This is a genomic window from Alkalimarinus alittae (assembly GCF_026016465.1).
In the GTDB taxonomy this organism is placed as follows: Bacteria; Pseudomonadota; Gammaproteobacteria; order Pseudomonadales; family Oleiphilaceae; genus Alkalimarinus; species Alkalimarinus alittae.
The window spans coordinates 820,285-837,680 of record NZ_CP100390.1 but is presented as its reverse complement, the minus strand read 5'-3'; the positions used below and the strand labels follow the sequence as shown (position 1 = coordinate 837,680).

The following is a 17,396-nucleotide window of genomic DNA, read 5'->3' as shown; positions in this document are numbered from 1 at the left end:
CATTCATCGAAACGTACAAAAAATAAAGAACACCTACCTAAATAGGTGTTCTTTAGAGGATGATTAAGCTGCGTACTTGCTTAAACGGCTATCAGCCTTCATCACTTTCAATACTGATGCCATTGCATCTTCAGCCGTTACATTTTCACTTGGGAAAATGACAGCGAAGTTTTCGTGCATAACCGCATCAAAAACCTGACGATCTTCAGCTTGAACATTAAGTGCAACTGCAACAGTAGTCAGTGCATCACCGTGTCCGCGCGCAACATCTTCTGAAAACTCACCCATGATGCTAGACAAGTCAATCATTGACTTACCGCCATAAGTAAGTGTTCCGTTAGCAGAACAACCGTTAGTGCCACTGGTCATACCGAATGTAGCGTTTCCTGAAGTACCGTTAGTAGTAGATGCTACAACGTGCATAGGAAGACCTGATTGACCTTCAAACAACATGTTACCCCAACCACAGCTATCGCCACCTGGAACAACTGCTGAAGCTGATAAAGAAGCTGCCATTAAACCTGTTGCCAATAAAACTCTTTTCATTGTAATTCCTCTACTTTTCATTCGTTGCATATCATCGAATCGATGCATTACATTTGAAATTCTTGATTAGCTAACTACACCCATTTAACTCAACAGAGTAAAACGCAGTAAGCCCATCTTATCTATGTCTTGATCGCTGTTGCCAGCAGACCTTTCAATAGCCGTTCCTTCGAAAGTGATCGTCCCAAAAAAACATCATCTTTTCAAGTGGCTACCTTGAATTAAAGTAGAAGAGGTTAAATAAAGCAAACATATTCATCACAAAAAAGTCTGATTTCAAACTCTTTGCAAGTTACTGTTATGTTAATAGCTAGATACTGTTATGCTAATCGATATTTTTTGATTTTTTTCCTACCTAAATAACCTGTAAATTAACCATGCACCCACAACAATCTCTACTGAAGCACACTCATCGTTCGCATCGTGCAGTTACTTTTTATATCTATTTAATCGTCGCTTGTTTAAATATTAGTGGCTGCAGCGGTCTATTCTTTTACCCAGATAAAACCCATTACTTTACACCTAAGCAAGCCAATATTGAGTTCAATGATATTTTTTTGACAACGGTCGATGGAGAAACACTGCATGGCTGGCATCTTAAACCTAACCAACAAAGCAAAGGCATTGTCTACTTCTTACATGGTAATGCTGAAAACATCAGTACACATACAGGAAGCGTGGTATGGATGGTCGAGGAAGGCTATGAAATATTCGCCCTAGATTATCGAGGCTTTGGTAAATCAACAGGGACACCCGATATAGCTGGCGCACTCACCGATATAAACACAGGTTATGAATGGGTAATATCCCAAACGTCAGATAAGCAGAGAGATGTCTTTATCTTAGGGCAAAGTTTAGGGGCAGCATTAACCCTTAGTTTTACAAGCCATAACAGCGGGCTAGAAAAACATGTTAACGGCATTATCATTGATGCAGGCTTCCCTAGCTTTAGAGGAATTGCCAAAGAGAAACTAAGCGATGTGTGGTTAACCTGGCCTTTACAGTATCCGTTGTCTTGGTTAATACCATCAACGTATGACTCTGATAATCACCTCTCCAATATTGCGCCGATACCATTATTGGTGATTCACAGTACAAATGATGTCGTCATTCCTTTTCATCATGGCCAGTCGATTTTTCAACAAGCCTCTGAACCTAAAGAGTTTCTTATTACCGGCACACCTCATACAGCAACATTCAGCTCAGCGGGGTATATCGATTACACGCTTAGATTCTTAGAATATTATTCGCGTCAACAATAATAAAGGGAGCATAAGCTCCCTTTATTAAATAGCGACAGAATTAACCTTCTGCGCCTTCTTCAAGGCCTTTCATGGTCAGTTTAATACGGCCGCGTGCATCAACATCCAGCACTTTAACCTTAACCATCTGACCTTCAGACAGTACATCTTTCACGTTCTCAATACGCTCTTGAGAAATCTGAGAGATGTGTACTAGTCCGTCTTTACCAGGCAAGATATTTACAAAGGCACCGAAATCAACGATACGCTCAACCTTACCTTCGTAGACTGCTCCCACTTCTGCTTCAGCTGTGATTTCGTTAATACGATTAATCGCCGCTTCTGCACCTTCTAAAGTATCAGCGTAAACTCGAACTGAACCGTCGTCTTCAATATCAATCGAAGCGCCCGTTTCTTCACAGATAGAACGAATAGTTGCACCGCCCTTACCAATGATGTCACGAATCTTATCAGGGTGAACCTTAAGGTTGTGCATTGAAGGTGCTTTATCAGAAACCTTGTCACGTGAAGATTCGATAACCTTGTTCATTTCGCCCAAGATTTCGATACGTGCATTTTGAGCCTGCTCTAGAGCAATCTCCATGATCTCTTCAGTGATACCTTCGATCTTGATATCCATCTGAAGTGCCGTTACACCTTCTGCAGTACCGGCTACTTTAAAGTCCATGTCGCCCAAGTGATCTTCATCACCCAAGATGTCGGTTAATACCGCAAACTCACTGCCTTCTTTAACCAAGCCCATTGCAATACCAGCAACGGGTGCTTTAAGAGGAACACCGGCATCCATAAGTGCCAAGCTACAACCACAAACACTGGCCATAGAGCTTGAACCGTTAGACTCAGTAATCTCTGACACTACACGGATTGCGTAAGGGAAGTCTTCTTGAGTCGGAAGAACCGCCTGCATACCACGGCTAGCCAATTTACCGTGACCAATCTCACGACGACCAGGCGCACCCATACGGCCACACTCACCAACAGAATATGAAGGGAAGTTATAGTGAAGCATAAAGGCTTCTTTCTTCTCGCCCTGTAGCGTTTCTACCAGTTGAGAATCACGAGCAGTACCTAAAGTAGTGGTCACAATCGCTTGTGTTTCACCACGCGTAAAGAGTGCTGAACCGTGTGTATTTTGTAATACACCCACTTCTACATTTACACCACGAACAGTTTTCGTGTCACGGCCATCTATACGAGGCTCGCCTTTGATGATACGGCTACGAACAACATCTTTTTCAAGCTTACTGAAGAAACCTTTAACGTCATCGGCACTTGCCTGACCTTCTTCGTCACCGGCTAATTTTTCTACTGCTTCAGTACGAATCTCACCTAAACGGCTATAACGCGCCATTTTGTCACTAATAGTATAGGCTTCGTTAATTTGATCTGCATAACCCGCTTTAACGGCTTCAAGTACAGATTGATTAACGTCTTCTGGAGTCCACTCCCACTTTTCTTTACCCGCTTCAGCAGCGAATTCAGAAACAGCATCAACCACCACTTGCATTTCTTGGTGTGCAAATAATACAGCACCTAACATTTCGTCTTCAGTTAGCTCTTTAGCTTCAGACTCAACCATGAGTACCGCATCTTTAGTACCCGCAACAACCATGTCTAGTAATGATGTTTCTAGCTGCTCGTAAGATGGGTTTAACACATAACCGTCTTCATCAGAAAACGCAACACGTGCTGCACCGATAGGGCCTTTAAAAGGAACGCCTGAAATACTTAAAGCTGCAGAAACACCAATCATCGCGGCGATATCAGCATCTTGAGTTTTGTTTGCCGACATAACCTGACAAACAACCTGCACTTCGTTCATGAAGCCTTTAGGGAAAAGAGGACGAATAGGACGGTCAATCAAACGTGAAGTCAGAGTCTCTTTTTCGCTTGGACGGTTTTCACGCTTAATGAAACCACCCGGTATTTTACCTACTGAATATTTTCTTTCCTGATAATGAACAGACAATGGAAAGAAGTCTTGTCCTGGTCTAGTGCTCTTTGCAGCAGTAACTGCTACTAAAACAGAGGTGTCATCGACTGACACAAGTACAGCGCCTGTTGCTTGACGCGCGATGCGACCTGTTTCCAAGGTCACTGTAGAATTACCGTATTTAAAAGTTTTTGTTACCGTAGTCACGACGGCTCCTGTCAATTGTTTTATATATCCCAGTTCCAACCTGCTATAACGGCTTACATCATCCGAAATAACACCAATAAGTTCTTTCTAGTAAGACTTCTGCTCTAGTAAAACGCTTTATAAAAAAATCATCTTATATAGATACAGTGTAACCATAACACCATAGCACAAAAAAAAAATACCGGATTACCCCTATAAGAGAATAACCCGGTACTCATACAACGCGTCTATAAAACGACACCTACGAAACATAGTTTCTTATAGGCCGCTTCTGACAAGAAGTATTGCGCCTGAATCTTAACGACGTAGACCAAGTCGAGCAATTAGATCAACATAACGGCTAGCATCTTTCTTCTTCAGGTAGTCAAGCAGCTTACGACGCTGGTTAACCATGCGAATAAGACCGCGACGTGAATGGTGGTCCTGCTTGTTCTCTTTGAAGTGACCCTGCAATTTGTTGATGTTTACTGTCAACAATGCAACTTGAACTTCAGGAGAACCAGTATCGCCTGCTTCACGCTGGTACTCACTTACAACTTTTGATTTTTCTTCGGCATTTAACGCCATGTTAGTCTCCTAAATATGCATTAATTTAAAGTTTTCAGTAACCGCGCATATTTACAGCTACCGAACTTTCGATCTAATCACTAGATTCGAAATTTACTAATCGACGCGGTGCTATTTCACCATCGTCCATTATCTCGGCCATGCCAAGAAATCGTTCACCTTGCTCTTCGTCGTTAGAATAAAGACGAATTAAGCCAGATTTTAAAGAATGCGCTATTCTAACCGCTTGCCCTTGTAATATCGAGCCAGATTGCTCACTATTTAGACAAATCTGATCAAATCCATCTAACATTATATCAATCGGCAACAAAAAAGGATCTAACGCGGCTGCTCCGTCACGTTCTTGAAGCGCTTCCAATTGGCTAATCGTAACCGTACGATCAAGCGGAAATGGCCCCGCTTCTATTCGCCGAAGCATTGAAACATGAGCCCCACAACCTAGTATCTCACCTATATCTTCAACTAGCGTTCGAATATAAGTGCCTTTACTACAGTAAACCTCTAGATCAAACTCGCCATCTCTTACATCAAGTAATTCAATTTTGAAGATTTTGATCGTTCGGATTTTACGTTCGATTTCGACACCCGCACGCGCATACTCATATAATGGTTTACCATTATGCTTGAGAGCAGAATACATGGGGGGGACTTGTTCAACATCACCTATAAAGCGATTGATGACTTTCAGCAATTCTTCACGCTGAAACTCACTCACGGGTCTGGTTTCGAGAACGTTGCCGTCACTATCGCCGCTATCAGTGATAACGCCTAGCTTAGCAGTGGTGCGATACGCTTTGTCTGCATCGAGCAGATAACGAGAAAATTTAGTGGCTTCGCCAAAGCAGATCGGCAGAACGCCGGTGGCTAGCGGATCAAGATTTCCGGTATGGCCTGCTTTGTTAGCATCAAACAGCCAGCGGACTTTCTGAAGCGCTTTATTAGAAGTAATACCAGTGGGTTTATCTAAAAGAAGAACGCCACTGATCTTACGGCCTTTTTTCCTACGACCCAAAAGAATTAATCCTCAGATTCATCAGTTGAAGTATCTGAACGATTACCAGCAAGTTGCTGATCTTTAGAACGGGCCTGATCGATAAGCGTAGACATTCTACGACCTTCACCAACCGTTTTATCAAAATAAAACCTTAAATGAGGAACCATTCTGATTTGAATCGAACGCCCTAATTCATTTCTTAAGAAACCTGCCGCTTTATTAAGAACATCTAGCGTCATTTTGATTTCATCTGAATGCTCGTTCAATTCTTCTGCTGTCAGAACAGTGATGTACACATCAGCATACCCCATATCACGACTAACTCTTACATCATTGATCGTGACCATACCAATACGGGGGTCTTTCAAACCAGTTTGAACCAGTTGAGCTAGCTCTCGCTGAATTTGATCTGCGATTCTTTGGGTACGACTAAATTCTTTAGGCATATATTCTCTATTTAACTATTTTGATCTATGAATAGATCAACTAAAAAACCAGCAAATAAGGCGCCTCATTCTCATGAGACGCCAAACTATGTTGCTTAGAGGCTTCTTTCAACTCTCACAGAGTCAAATACTTCTATCTTATCGCCAACTTTAACGTCGTAGTTCTTAACACCGATACCACACTCAGTACCTGAACGAACTTCATTAACGTCATCTTTAAAGCGACGAAGTGACTCTAACTCACCTTCGAAGATTACCACGTTATCACGAAGAACGCGGATCTGCTTGTTACGATAAATCGTACCTTCAGTCACCATACAACCAGCGACCTGACCAAACTTAGGTGAGCGGAACGTATCACGCACTTCTGCAAGACCGACAATATCTTCTCTAAACTCAGGCGCCAACATACCCGTAAGCGCTTGTTTAATGTGGTCAATAATGTCATAGATAACACTATAGTAACGAAGATCCAGACCTTCAGCATCAATCACTTTCTTCGCTGTTGCATCTGCACGCACATTAAAGCCAATGATAACCGCGTTAGTCGCCAATGCTAAGTTAGCGTCAGTTTCAGCAATTCCACCAACACCGCTCGATACAATCTTAACCTGAACTTCTTCGTTACCGATATCAGCAAGTGCTGTTGTTAGTGCTTCAAGTGAACCACGAACATCAGTCTTAAGAACGATATTAAGGTTCTTAACTTCGTCTTTACCCATGCCTTGGAACATATTCTCAAGCTTGGCAGACTGCTGACGCTGGAATCTAACATCACGGTACTTACCTTGACGGAAGTTAGCCACTTCACGAGCGCGCTTTTCGTCAGGTACAACAATAAAGTCATCACCTGCGTCTGGCGTTCCGTTTAAGCCTAAGATCTCAACCGGAATAGAAGGTCCACCTTCGGTGACTTTCTTTCCGTTTTCATCAAGCATGGCTCTCACTTTACCGAAGTACATGCCGGCAATAACCACATCACCTTGATGTAACGTTCCGTTTTGTACCAATACCGTTGAAACAGCACCACGCCCTTTATCAAGGCTCGCTTCAATAACAACACCTTTTGCAGGTGCAGACGGTACTGCTTTAAGCTCAAGAACTTCTGACTGAAGCAATACGGCATCAAGAAGCTCATCGATACCTTGACCAGTATGAGCTGAAACCTCTACAAACTGAACATCACCACCCCAATCTTCTGGAATAACTTCTTTTGCAGCAAGCTCATTCTTAACACGATCAGGATCAGCTGATTCTTTATCTATTTTGTTGATCGCAACGATAATAGGTACGCCTGCTGAACGAGCATGCTGAACAGCTTCTTCAGTCTGAGGCATAACACCATCATCTGCAGCAACAACCAAAATAACAATATCGGTACTATTCGCACCACGTGCTCGCATTGCAGTAAACGCTGCGTGTCCAGGTGTATCTAAGAACGATATCATTCCATGACCTGTTTCGACATGGTATGCACCGATATGCTGGGTAATACCACCTGATTCGCCTGATGCAACTTTAGCCCGACGAATATAATCAAGCAGTGATGTTTTACCATGATCAACGTGACCCATAACACTAACAACAGGCGCTCGAGTAATCTCTTCACCTTTATAGTCAATAGAGTCAATGATGTTAGTTTCAACAGCATCATCTTGGATCGGTTTCGCAGTATGACCCATCTCTTCAACCACCAAGGTGGCTGTTTCTTGATCTATCGTCTGGTTAATGGTGGCCATTACGCCTAAACCAAACAGCACCTTAACAACCTGAGTACCTTTAACATTCATTCTTGAAGCAAGCTCTGAGACCGTAATGCTCTCTGGCACTTCTACTTCATGAATTTGCGCGGCTGTCGGCTTCTCAAACTGATGATCTCTGTCAGCTTTAGACTTTTTCTTGTTGCGTAGCTTGCGGTGACGAGACTCTTCATCGCCAGTCAACGAAACTAACGTACCTTTACGTCCGCCTTTACCTGCAGATTTTGCTTTTTCTCTACGACGAGTTTCATTATCGTCATCACCACGTCCCTTTTTCTTATGACCTTTCTTAGCATCATCTTTAGCAGGTGCGTGTGCTTTTTTAGGTGCAGCTTCTGGGCTTCTATGCTTACGCTCATTAGCCGGTGCTGCTTGATCTTTATTGCCTTCTTTAGCTAGCTTGGCTTGCTCTTCTGCTAACTTTTTAGCCGCTGCGTCATTACGCTCTTTTTCAGCTTGAATTTTTGCTTCTTCAGCTTTTTTAAGAGCTAACGCTTCTTCTTGCTGCTTTTGCTTCTCAGCTTCAAGGTCAACCGTTGATTCGCTGCGCTTAACATAAGTACGCTTTTTACGAACTTCTACATTAACTGTTTTGGTTTTACCCTGCATACCGGCAATTTTTAATGTGCTGGTCGTTTTACGCTTTAGCGTAATTTTCTTTGCTTCCGCATCAGATTCGCCGTGACTTCTTTTCAGAAATGACAACAGCGTCTGTTTCTCATCAGCAGACATTACATCTGATTCTGAAGTATGCTTAAGACCCGCGGCCTGTATTTGATTTAACAAACGGTCGACGGGAGCGCCTACATCTTCGGCGAGTTTTTTTACTGTAACTTCTGACATTATTTGTCCTCCTACTTCTCGCCACTACTACTGGTTTTCAAACCAGGGTGCTCGAGCCGTCATAATTAATTGGCCGGCACGTTCTTCGTCGATGCCTTCAATATCTATAAGATCATCAACCGATTGCTCAGCAAGATCTTCCATTGTAACGATACCTTTACTGGCGAGAACAAATGCTAGGTGTCGTTCCATTCCATCCATGTTCAAAAGATCTTCTGCAGGCTCACTACCTTCAAGTGCTTCTTCAGAAGCAATAGCCTGATTCAACAATTTATCTTTCGCTCTTTTTCTAAGCTCTTCTACTAAATCTTCATCAAAGCCTTCGATTGCAACCATTTCTTCTAATGGCACATATGCAATCTCTTCTAATGAAGTAAACCCTTCATCTACAAGCTCTGTAGCCAAGCCTTCATCAACATCAAGCGCTTCGATAAAGTTTTGAACAAAGCGGCCTACTTCTTCTTCTTTCTGTCTGCCCGCCTCATCTTCGGTCATCACGTTAAGTACCCAACCCGTCAACTCACTTGCGAGCCGTACGTTTTGGCCTCCACGACCGATAGCCATTGCCAAATTCTCTTCAGCAACCGCGACACTCATTGAATGAGTATCTTCATCAACAACAATAGATGCGACTTCTGCAGGTGACATCGCATTAACGACAAGCTGAGCAGGGTTGTCATCCCACAGGATAATATCAACTCTCTCGTTACCAAACTCGCCTGAAACGGCCTGTACGCGCGCGCCACGCATGCCAACACAAGCACCAACGGGGTCAATGCGACCATCATTAGTTTTAACCGCAATTTTAGACCTTAAGCCTGGGTCTCTTGCTGCGGCTCTAATCTCAATCACTTCTTCAGCGATTTCTGGCACTTCAATTTTAAACAGTTCTATCAACATATCAGCGCTAGTACGGCTAAGGATCAGCTGTGGACCCCGCCCTTCAGTGCTAATTTCTGCAAGAAGCGCTCTAACGCGATCACCCATTCTAAAGATTTCTTTAGGAATAAGATTGTCTCTTGGGAGCAATGCTTCTGCGTTGTTACCCAGATCAACAATCACGTTATCTCGAGTAACTTTCTTCACCGTACCAGAAACCAATTCACCTACCTTTTCACGGTAGCTGTCTACGATTCTAGCTCTTTCGGCTTCTCTTACTTTCTGAACAATAATTTGTTTTGCTGCCTGAGCACCAATCCGTCCGAAAGCTGCTGGCTCAACCTGCTCTTCATGAATATCACCTGGCTGTAACGCAGCGTTGATTTCATGTGCTTCTTCAAGTGTTAAGTCATCGCCTAACCCAGGAACGGTATCATTATCTACCACAGTCCAACGACGGAACGCTTCATATTCGCCTGTTTTACGATCAATATTAACGTAGATATCTACAGTTTCTTCTTCGTCGTAACGTTTCTTTGTTGCCATAGCAAGCGCTAACTCGATAGCTTCAAATATTACATCTTTATCGACATTTTTTTCGTTAGAAACCGCTTCTACAACTAGCAATATTTCTTTATTCATTGCGTTGCCCTCAAAACCATTTAATCAAACTGTGGTACAACGTTAGCTTTGTCAATGCTGTCAACGGGAAAAAGATATTCATTATCCTCTACCACTATAACAACATCACTGCCTTCAATACCTTTCAGCACACCTTCAAACTTTCTTCTTCCATCAAAGGGCATTCGGAGTTTTAGACTCACTTTATGCCCTGCATAGCGCTCATACTGGTTAAGCGTATACAGTGGACGATCCATACCCGGAGAAGAGACTTCTAATGCGTATTCACCCGCAATAGGGTCTTCTACATCCATCACACCACTCACTTGTCGACTGACAACTTCGCAGTTTTCGAGTGTGATGCCGTTTTCACTATCGATAAACACCCTTAACACTGAGTGCTTACCTTGAGATACAAATTCCATCCCCCAAAATTCAAAGCCTAAGCCTTCAACCACTGGGCGGATCATTTCATCAAGCAACCGTTGTTTTCCGGACAATATAATACTCCGAGACCACTAATTTTCAGCACAAATAAAAAATGGGCCTTAATTGCCCACTTTAAACTAGCAAAAAGCCCCTGCATGAGGGGCTTTTTGCAAGATTTCTACAACCATTACTGTAGATATCTGTAACCATTAATGTAGAAGCATGTAATAACTACGACAAACCTCTACTTCACGAGCCATTAAACCCGTATTCGATCGCTGCATTATATTCCCACTAGCCTATATGGTCAAGAAAACAGCACTTTATCTTTGGGTGCTAACCACCCCCTTTAAACCGAAAAAAGCGACTTGATCATCTCAAGTCGCTTTTATTTGGTGCCGAAGGCCGGACTTGAACCGGCACGCCCATAGAGCACTACCCCCTCAAGGTAGCGTGTCTACCAATTTCACCACTTCGGCTAAAACGCTTACTACTTACTTTCTAAACCTATTTCGCTATACCTGTTCGGTAACAATATCCACTCAACAATGTTAACTATTTGTAATTAACCGTCAGATATCATTCTAGCTCAGGTGCAACTGACCCTTCTTCTTGAGTCTCTAACTGAGGTGACTCAAGACCATCTATTGCATTACCGTTGACATCCAAAGAAACATTCTCTTTAACACTAGGAACAGCAATACCCTGATCAACCACCACTTTAGCGTGCTGCTTAGCAAATATCGCCAAAGAAAAACTTGTTATAAAAAACACCAACGCCAATAGCGAGGTTGTTTTAGTCAAGAAGTTACCTGTTCCCTGACTTCCAAATACTGTTTGTGAAGCACCCCCGCCAAAGGAAGCGCCTGCATCAGCACCTTTGCCCTGCTGAAGAAGAACTAATCCGATCAGGCCAACAGAGACCAGCACATGGACCACAAGAACTACCGTCTCTAACCATTCCATACTATTAACCTATCGCCTTACAAATAACTTCAAATTCTTCAAGTTTTAACGAGGCACCACCAATCAGCCCCCCATCAATATCAGCCATAGCGAAAAGACTCTTCGCATTCTCGGCATTAACGCTACCACCATAAATAATCGGTGTTTTCAGAGAAACCACCTCATTAATAACGGCTATCTCACCCCGAATAAACTCATGCACTTCCTGAGCCTGTTCTGGTGTCGCTGTTTTACCTGTACCTATCGCCCAAACTGGTTCATAAGCTACGATAACTTTCTCTAATCCAGCTTCATCTAAATTTTGCAGCGCCCTTCGTAATTGATCTCCAACTACCTCAAGGGTTTTTCCAGACTCACGCTCTTCGAGCGTCTCACCTACACATACTATAGGGTGGATATTTTTTTCAATACACTTAGCAACTTTCGCTGCTACAACGTCATCTGTATCACCAAACATCGCTCTTCGCTCTGAATGACCTACAATACTGTAAGTACATCCAAATTCAGCCAGCATATCAGCTGAAATCTCACCAGTGAACGCACCATTATCATTGCTTGAGACATCTTGTGATGAAACATTAACACTAGAAGCAATATGACTAATAACGTCAGCCATAAATATATAAGGAGGCGATACTATCACCTCAACGGAACTTTCTAGGCTATCTGCTATATTAGAAACACCTACAGCCAAATCTTGAGCGACTTGACGATTTCCGTTCATTTTCCAGTTGCCAGCAACAATCTTACGGCGCATTATTTTTACCACCATTTAAGAAGGCGCAAATACTAACCGAGTTATTTACAACTTACAAGTACTCGCTACTGCGTTTTTTCTGTGAAACATAGCAAATATCGATAGTTATTAAATAACTATCGATTTGTCGTTATTAACGGTTAAATTTTTGCACTTTCAACTACTTTTGCAAGGGTAGATACAATATCTAACACCAACGCTTCATCACGCCCTTCTGCCATGACCCTGATAACAGGCTCAGTACCTGAAGCTCGTAACAAGATTCGACCCTCACCAGCAAAACGTTCTTCTGCTTCTGTAATCGCCTTAGCGATATCTGGATGAGCCGCAGGGTTAAATTTCTTGGCGACTTTAACATTGACCATGGTTTGTGGAAGCTTTTCCATCCCACCTTTCATTTCATTAAGCGTTTTCCCTTCTTCCCACATTGCAATTAGCACCTGCAAAGCAGAAATAATGGCATCACCCGTCGTAGAGTTATCTAGGCAAAGAATATGACCAGAACCCTCACCACCTAACAACCAATCATTGGCGACCAATTTTTCCATCACATACCGATCACCAACATTAGCCCTAATAAACGGAACCCCCATCTTTTGATAAGCTAGCTCGGCGCCAAAATTGGTCATCAAGGTTCCAACTACTCCCCCCCCTAAGCGCTCACCACGATGGCGATTGCTGGCAATCACGTAGATCAACTCATCACCATCAACCACTTCACCCTTATGGTCAACCATAACAACACGATCACCATCACCATCAAAAGCAATACCCAAATCGGCCCCTTGCTCTAACACAGCTTTCACTAGCTGCTCCGGACTGGTTGAACCCACATCCTTGTTAATATTCAAGCCATTCGGCTCAACACCTAACGTCGTGATGTTGGCACCCAACTCTTTGAACACTGACGGTGCAACATGGTAAGTCGCACCATGCGCGCAATCCAACACAATATTCAACCCTTCAAGCGACATATTGTATGGCACGGTACTTTTGCAAAACTCAACATAACGCCCTGCAGCATCTTCTATGCGTGAGGCCTTACCTAAATGAGCAGATTCTACAACCTCAATATCTTGCTCGAGCAAATCTTCTATTTTGCGCTCAAGGGTGTCATCCAACTTAAACCCCTGCTGAGAGAAAAACTTAATACCGTTATCATAGTGAGGGTTATGGGAAGCACTAATAACAATACCCGCTGACGCTCTAAAGGTGCGTGTTAAGTAAGCAATGGCAGGTGTCGGCATCGGCCCGAGCAACCCCACATCAACACCAGCCGCCGAAAGCCCAGCTTCTAGAGCTGACTCAAACATATAACCCGATAACCGCGTATCTTTGCCAATTAATACTTTACCGCGCTGGCCTTGCTGCTTAAATGCCTGACCGACAGCCCAACCTAACTTAAGAACAAACTCTGGGGTAATCGCACCTTCACCCACTTTGCCTCGAATACCGTCTGTTCCAAAATATTTTCTCGCACCCATCACTCACTCCTTAAGCAAAGCCTGCACCACAGCCATTGCTTCAACCGTTTCTTTAACATCGTGCACCCTTAAAATAGAGGCACCTTTGTATGCTGCAACAGTGGCCGCAGCTACACTTCCAATCATTCTTTCATCTACTGGCTTATCAAGAATAGCCCCTATCATTGATTTTCTAGAGACCCCAACCAATACGGGATAACCCTTAAGAACCAATCGATCAATCGCATTTAACAACTGAAGATTATGCGAGAGCGTCTTACCAAAACCAAACCCAGGATCAACGATAATTTTCTCGCGATCAAAGCCCGATGCAATCAACTGATCAGCACAACCCGCTAAATAATCTTCTACTACACCCACAACTGAATGATACTCAGGGTTATCTTGCATTGTTTCAGGAATACCCTGCATGTGCATCAAGCAAACCGGCACACCTAACTTAATAGCGGCATCTACCGCACCCTCTCGCTGCAAAGCCCTCACATCATTAATAAGCCCTGCACCCAACCCCACCGACTCAGTCATTACCTTAGGCGAGCTTGTATCAACTGAAATAACGACATCTAAGTTTTGTTTAATCAGCTCAACAATCGGGCAAACGCGCTCTAATTCTTCAGCTAACGAGACTGGAATAGCACCAGGCCGAGTCGACTCACCACCTACATCAATAAAACTGGCACCGGCTTTAACCATGCTTTCAGCCTGAAAAAGCGCCGAATCCAATGTATTAAAACGCCCCCCATCTGAAAAAGAGTCGGGCGTAACATTTAGAATCCCCATAACCCTAGGACTAGATAAATCTAAATCCTGACCTGAAAAATTCATTAATAATACCAATTGAGGAGATTTTGAATCGTTAGAAATGGTAAAGGCGCGATAATTTCGCGCCTTTACATATCACAAGCAAATTAGCTTAGTGCTCACCAGCGGCATCACCAAGATCATCTTTTGAAGCGTCCTGAGTATCTTGGCTTGCACTATCGCTTTCAGCGCCACCCTTAGGAGTAGGTCCTTTAGGTTCTTTATCGCCCCAGCCCTTTGGCGGGCGAGGCTCTTTACCATCCATGATGTCGTCTATCTGCCCTGCATCTATGGTCTCATACTTCATTAGCGCATCGGCCATCATATGAAGTTTATCCATATTATCTACAAGCACTTTCTCTGCAGTAGCATAGCAATCATCAATTATTTTTCTGATCTCTTCATCAATTCGCTGCGCAGTTTCAGGTGCAAAAACCTTCGCTGCCGAACCCGATGAACGCCCAAGGAAAACCTCTTCGCTATCTTCATCATACATAAGGGGGCCCAACTTAGCCGACAAACCCCACTTAGTAACCATACTGCGAGACAGTTCAGTCGCCCGCTTAATATCATTAGATGCACCAGTGGTAACACCGTCAACGCCCAATGTAAGCTCTTCAGCAATTCGGCCACCAAATAAACTACAGATTTGGCTAATCAAAAAACGACGACTATGACTGTAGCGATCTTCCTCAGGCAAGAACATTGTTACACCTAACGCTCGTCCACGAGGAATAATACTCACCTTATAAACAGGGTCATGCTCAGGCATCAAACGACCAACAATCGCGTGCCCTGCTTCATGATAAGCCGTATTACGCTTTTCATCTTCAGACATCACCATTGATTTGCGCTCAGCACCCATCATGATTTTGTCTTTAGCCAATTCGAATTCAGACATTGAAACAGTGCGTCGATTTGACCTTGCGGCAAACAAAGCAGCTTCGTTTACAAGGTTTGCAAGATCAGCACCTGAAAACCCTGGCGTACCTCTAGCGATAAATACCGGCTCGACATCATCATCTAATGGCACTTTACGCATATGAACTTTAAGTATTTGTTCCCGACCTAAAATATCAGGCAAACCAACAACAACCTGTCGATCAAATCGACCAGGTCTCAACAATGCAGGGTCAAGCACGTCCGGGCGGTTAGTAGCTGCAATGACAATGACGCCTTCATTGCCTTCAAAACCATCCATTTCAACCAGTAATTGGTTAAGTGTCTGTTCACGCTCATCGTGTCCACCACCCACACCCGCACCACGGTGACGACCTACAGCATCAATCTCATCAATAAAGATAATGCAAGGTGACTGCTTCTTAGCTTGGTCAAACATATCTCTTACACGAGAAGCACCTACACCGACAAACATCTCTACAAAGTCTGAACCCGAGATAGAGAAAAAGGGAACCTTTGCTTCGCCAGCAATAGCTTTTGCCAAAAGCGTCTTACCTGTACCCGGCTGACCTACCATTAGAACACCGCGAGGAATCTTTCCACCCAAGCGTTGAAACTTACTTGGGTCTCGAAGAAATTCAACAAGCTCTTTAACATCCTCTTTCGCTTCATCAACGCCTGCCACATCTGCAAATGTTGTTTTAATCTGATCTTCGCTCATTAAGCGAGCTTTACTCTTACCAAACGACATCGGCCCTTTGCCGCCGCCACCGCCTTGCATTTGACGCATAAAAAACATAAACACAGCGATAATGACAAGAATAGGGAAAGACGCTACAAGCAATTGAGTCCAAATACTTTGAGTCTCAGGCTCTTTACCTTCGATGGCTACTTTGTACTTAAGCAGGTCATCAATTAGATTGAGATCAGGCGCGCTTGGGCGCACCGTTTCAAATTTAGTCCCATCAGGGCGATATCCCTCTATACGAAGACCATCAATAACCACCTTACGAACCTGTCCAGTTTCATACATTGATACAAACTGGGAGTACTCCATCGGTTCAGTAGCCCGATTCATACTAAAGTTATTAAAGACGGTTAGTAGTACTGCAGCTATGATCAACCAGAGAATTAAATTCTTTGCCATATCGTTCAAGAGAGACCCCTCTCAACCTTTTTAAAATTCATTACGTTTAGAGCTTCCAAACATACTACATGTTGGTCAGCCAAGCCAGTTCACAAAACATTAAATTAGATAATTTTTATTATCCTTTGAAACCTGCGCCAATTTGATAAACCTCTCTTGATCGCGCCCGAGAAGCATCTGGCTTTCTACTATAGACTTTTGAGTATCGCGCTCTCATCTGCTTAATTAAATCATCAAACCCTTCACCCTGAAATACTTTCGCGACAAAAGTCCCTCCTGGCTTTAACACTTGCTCTGCCATATCCAAGGCCAACTCTATTAAATACATGGCACGAGGAATATCAACAGACGCTGATCCACTCATATTGGGGGCCATATCTGAAATTACAAGGTCTGCTTTTTGATCGCCCAACAATTCAAGGATTTGATCGAACGGTTCCTGCTCAGTAAAATCACCCTGAACAAAGTCTACCCCCGCAATGGAGTCCATAGGCAGAATATCACTTGCCACAACACGCCCATGATCGCCCACATACTTAATGGCCACTTGAGACCACCCCCCTGGCGCAGCACCTAAATCAACAACCGTCATACCCGGTTTAAACAGGCGATCCTTTTCATGTAGCTCGATCAACTTATAGCTAGCACGCGTGCGATAACCTTCTTTTTGAGACAATTTCACATAAGGGTCATCAAAATGCTCTTTGAGCCACTGAGGACTTGATTTAGATCGAGCCATATTTTTTATCCTCGTTCAAACAATCTAACACTGAATTCATTTAACCCTTTGCCCGCAACTGATAGAATATCAAGCATTATGACAGACAACCAAACGTTTGAATGCGAGCCTAGCC

15 protein-coding genes and 1 tRNA gene are annotated in these 17,396 nt (G+C 43.3%); 1 reads left to right on the top strand and 15 read right to left on the bottom strand.

Annotated features, from left to right (window positions below):
• Positions 1–63: 63 nt before the first annotated feature.
• On the bottom strand, positions 64–546 hold the full coding sequence (locus NKI27_RS03675) for a DUF3015 domain-containing protein (RefSeq protein WP_265048344.1): 483 nt from the start codon (positions 544–546) through the stop codon (positions 64–66).
• A 377-nt stretch (positions 547–923) separates the two neighbouring features.
• On the opposite strand from NKI27_RS03675, the gene NKI27_RS03670 reads away from it, so the two are divergent.
• Positions 924–1,808: an alpha/beta hydrolase gene (locus NKI27_RS03670; protein ID WP_265048343.1), complete on the top strand. Its 885-nt coding sequence runs from the start codon at positions 924–926 to the stop codon at positions 1,806–1,808.
• A 40-nt stretch (positions 1,809–1,848) separates the two neighbouring features.
• Here the strand turns inward: NKI27_RS03670 and pnp are convergent, their stop codons facing one another.
• From pnp to rlmE, 14 genes are all read right to left on the bottom strand, one after another.
• Positions 1,849–3,948, bottom strand: coding sequence for a polyribonucleotide nucleotidyltransferase (gene pnp / locus NKI27_RS03665; RefSeq protein ID WP_265048342.1), 2,100 nt, complete (start codon positions 3,946–3,948; stop codon positions 1,849–1,851).
• Between the two features lie 297 nt (positions 3,949–4,245).
• Positions 4,246–4,515, bottom strand: a complete 270-nt coding sequence (gene rpsO / locus NKI27_RS03660) for a 30S ribosomal protein S15 (RefSeq protein ID WP_265048341.1) — start codon at positions 4,513–4,515, stop codon at positions 4,246–4,248.
• A gap of 73 nt (positions 4,516–4,588) precedes the next feature.
• Positions 4,589–5,527: a tRNA pseudouridine(55) synthase TruB gene (truB, locus tag NKI27_RS03655; protein WP_265048340.1), complete on the bottom strand. Its 939-nt coding sequence runs from the start codon at positions 5,525–5,527 to the stop codon at positions 4,589–4,591.
• Between the two features lie 5 nt (positions 5,528–5,532).
• Entirely contained in the window at positions 5,533–5,955 is a 423-nt protein-coding gene (gene rbfA, locus NKI27_RS03650) for a 30S ribosome-binding factor RbfA (protein WP_265048339.1), read from the bottom strand.
• 95 nt (positions 5,956–6,050) lie between these two features.
• Positions 6,051–8,558, bottom strand: a complete 2,508-nt coding sequence (gene infB / locus NKI27_RS03645) for a translation initiation factor IF-2 (RefSeq protein WP_265048338.1) — start codon at positions 8,556–8,558, stop codon at positions 6,051–6,053.
• 27 nt (positions 8,559–8,585) lie between these two features.
• Positions 8,586–10,079 (bottom strand): transcription termination factor NusA, encoded by a 1,494-nt coding sequence (gene nusA, locus NKI27_RS03640; RefSeq protein WP_265048337.1) that lies wholly within the window; start codon positions 10,077–10,079, stop codon positions 8,586–8,588.
• A gap of 20 nt (positions 10,080–10,099) precedes the next feature.
• The gene (gene rimP, locus NKI27_RS03635; RefSeq protein ID WP_406802846.1) at positions 10,100–10,558 is read right to left on the bottom strand and encodes a ribosome maturation factor RimP; all 459 of its coding nucleotides are present in this window, start codon (positions 10,556–10,558) and stop codon (positions 10,100–10,102) included.
• A 322-nt stretch (positions 10,559–10,880) separates the two neighbouring features.
• Positions 10,881–10,966: transfer RNA gene (locus tag NKI27_RS03630), tRNA-Leu, on the bottom strand.
• 100 nt (positions 10,967–11,066) lie between these two features.
• Complete coding sequence (secG, locus tag NKI27_RS03625; protein WP_265048336.1) at positions 11,067–11,453, bottom strand: preprotein translocase subunit SecG; 387 nt, start codon at positions 11,451–11,453, stop codon at positions 11,067–11,069.
• Between the two features lie 4 nt (positions 11,454–11,457).
• Complete coding sequence (gene tpiA, locus NKI27_RS03620; protein WP_265048335.1) at positions 11,458–12,210, bottom strand: triose-phosphate isomerase; 753 nt, start codon at positions 12,208–12,210, stop codon at positions 11,458–11,460.
• A 140-nt stretch (positions 12,211–12,350) separates the two neighbouring features.
• Positions 12,351–13,694, bottom strand: a complete 1,344-nt coding sequence (gene glmM, locus NKI27_RS03615; protein WP_265048334.1) for a phosphoglucosamine mutase — start codon at positions 13,692–13,694, stop codon at positions 12,351–12,353.
• 3 nt (positions 13,695–13,697) lie between these two features.
• Positions 13,698–14,519: a dihydropteroate synthase gene (gene folP, locus NKI27_RS03610; RefSeq protein ID WP_265048333.1), complete on the bottom strand. Its 822-nt coding sequence runs from the start codon at positions 14,517–14,519 to the stop codon at positions 13,698–13,700.
• A gap of 88 nt (positions 14,520–14,607) precedes the next feature.
• Positions 14,608–16,551 carry an ATP-dependent zinc metalloprotease FtsH gene (gene ftsH, locus NKI27_RS03605; RefSeq protein ID WP_406802844.1) on the bottom strand — a complete coding sequence of 648 codons (1,944 nt, stop codon included), beginning with the start codon at positions 16,549–16,551 and terminating at the stop codon, positions 14,608–14,610.
• A 109-nt stretch (positions 16,552–16,660) separates the two neighbouring features.
• Positions 16,661–17,281 carry a 23S rRNA (uridine(2552)-2'-O)-methyltransferase RlmE gene (rlmE, locus tag NKI27_RS03600; RefSeq protein ID WP_265048332.1) on the bottom strand — a complete coding sequence of 207 codons (621 nt, stop codon included), beginning with the start codon at positions 17,279–17,281 and terminating at the stop codon, positions 16,661–16,663.
• Positions 17,282–17,396: the final 115 nt, after the last annotated feature.